Origin of the sequence: Vibrio profundi, from assembly GCF_043642225.1 — a bacterium.
Lineage (GTDB): Bacteria > Pseudomonadota > Gammaproteobacteria > Enterobacterales > Vibrionaceae > Vibrio > Vibrio profundi_A.
Window position 1 is genome coordinate 1 of record NZ_JBHZSF010000041.1, and the last position, 1,654, is coordinate 1,654.

General features: G+C 41.2%; 3 protein-coding genes. All 3 read left to right on the forward strand.

Translation table 11 applies throughout. From position 1 onward, the window contains the following. Positions 1-101 precede the first annotated feature (101 nt). The 3 genes from ACHUFI_RS22375 (at position 102) to ACHUFI_RS22385 (ending at position 1,585) form a co-directional block, all read left to right on the forward strand. Complete coding sequence (locus ACHUFI_RS22375) at positions 102-530, forward strand: GNAT family N-acetyltransferase (protein WP_394253206.1); 429 nt, start codon at positions 102-104, stop codon at positions 528-530. A gap of 156 nt (positions 531-686) precedes the next feature. After that, positions 687-1,127: a hypothetical protein gene (locus ACHUFI_RS22380; protein ID WP_394253208.1), complete on the forward strand. Its 441-nt coding sequence runs from the start codon at positions 687-689 to the stop codon at positions 1,125-1,127. A 134-nt stretch (positions 1,128-1,261) separates the two neighbouring features. Beyond that, the gene (locus ACHUFI_RS22385) at positions 1,262-1,585 is read left to right on the forward strand and encodes a hypothetical protein (RefSeq protein WP_394253210.1); all 324 of its coding nucleotides are present in this window, start codon (positions 1,262-1,264) and stop codon (positions 1,583-1,585) included. Positions 1,586-1,654 lie beyond the last annotated feature (69 nt).

Consider the following 1,654-nt stretch of genomic DNA (forward strand, 5'->3'; position numbering starts at 1 on the left):
CGCACTAATTATGGCTCTGGCTTTTAGCTAACCCACGATATTGGAGGCTAGCACCTCGTGGGGGTCATTATGTCTATACGCTTTTGAGGAAATAATCCAATATGAACAAGGTAGTATTCAGAAATTGCGATGAGAATAGTCAGCATTGGGTTGCTCTAGAGAAGCTGTTTCAAACGGAATGGTCTGACTTTCTATTCGTAGATACCTATAAACCAGAAGCTAACCTTCCATCTGTGATAGTTGCTCTCAGAGATAATCAAGTTGTTGGTGGCCTCGCATATTCGCGCTTTAAAGAACCTCACGGTGACTCAGAAGTTATTTGGCTTAATGCTGTTTATGTTTCACCAGAGTGGCGCGGTCAAGGTATTGCTAGTGAACTGATTAACCGAGGTGTTAGCCAAGTATCAGCAGCAACTCAAAGTAACCTGTATGCTTACACAAATGTACCATCGTTGTACGAGTCATTAGGTTGGTTAGCGGTTGATATTGAAAGTGAGCTAAATCATAAGGTTATGAAAGTTTCGTTGTAGTGTCAGCACGCGTATAACAAACAATTTAAGAGGGATCACTCGCAACGCGTGGCATTTTTACTATGCGTTGGTTTTAGTGTTTAAGGTGGTATGCGGCGGCTTCGGTATTGCGTTGCTCACACCTTAACAGGGCGTTAGCTGTCTTAGGGGTAAATAATGATCCCAGCTGAGTATGTAGTTTTTGAAAATGAGTATTGGGTCGTGAATCATAGGATGAATTCTACTTATGCCGGTTATCTGATGGTTGCTTCAAAGTCGGAATCAACTGAGCTATCGGATTTGTGCCAAAAATCATTAGCTTCATTAGGTCTGGTTTTAGCGGAAGTCGAAGGGTTACTTCAAAGAACTTTTTCTCCTCAAAAGGTAATCTTCTCCAAACTTGGTTTCTCGAAGGGCTTTAATTGTCACTTTCATGCCGTCCCAGTTAGTGAAAATGTAATCAAGGAAATTTGTCAGAATTCGAATTGTACATTCGATGAACCTGACGGCAATGATGTGATGCTGTTTATAAATCGTGAGTACTGTGAGAACCAAGATCCAGAAAAAGTTAAGGCAGTTGTTGCAGAGTCAGTCGCGAGACTTCGGCGCAACGGCTAACAAAAGTTTCAAACCGACAAACAACGCGTGGCATTTTTAGTTTGCGGTGAATTTTGTGTTTAGGGCGCAGTGCAGCGACTTGTTTTGTGCGTTGTCTGCGGTTTAAGCTGGCGTTATGTGCCAAAGGAGTCTCAATGTTCAATTTTCGTGAAGGTTCTGGCTGGAATTTAGAAGCTGAAATTCGGTGCCTTATTATTTTTAAGATGCTTGACGAATCAGGAAACCCCAAAGGTCTGAAAACTGATTTGTGTGAAGCTTTGGCAGTTTCGTCGGGTATCAGTGTTGGTTCAATTAAAGCCAAAGTGGGCAATTATAAGTCTGAATTTGGATTAACGGGTGAGACAAACTCTTCTGAAGCAACCAAATATCTAGCGTCTTCATTTGGAAATTTGTCAGTAAAAGAGCTCGATATTTTGTTAAATGGTTATTTATTAGGTAGAGCAGAAGTAAGCACATAACAAGAGACTATGGCGTCAATAGTTAATTTTTGGCGCTATTCTTATCCCACATTACACCGTCTCTTAGCA

What these genes read in the sequence shown, in the direction of transcription:
- ACHUFI_RS22385 (WP_394253210.1), top strand. Translation starts at nt 1,262, where the DNA reads ATGTTCAATTTTCGTGAAGGTTCTGGCTGGAATTTAGAAGCTGAAATT.
- ACHUFI_RS22380 (WP_394253208.1), top strand. Translation starts at nt 687, where the DNA reads ATGATCCCAGCTGAGTATGTAGTTTTTGAAAATGAGTATTGGGTCGTG.
- ACHUFI_RS22375 (WP_394253206.1), top strand. Translation starts at nt 102, where the DNA reads ATGAACAAGGTAGTATTCAGAAATTGCGATGAGAATAGTCAGCATTGG.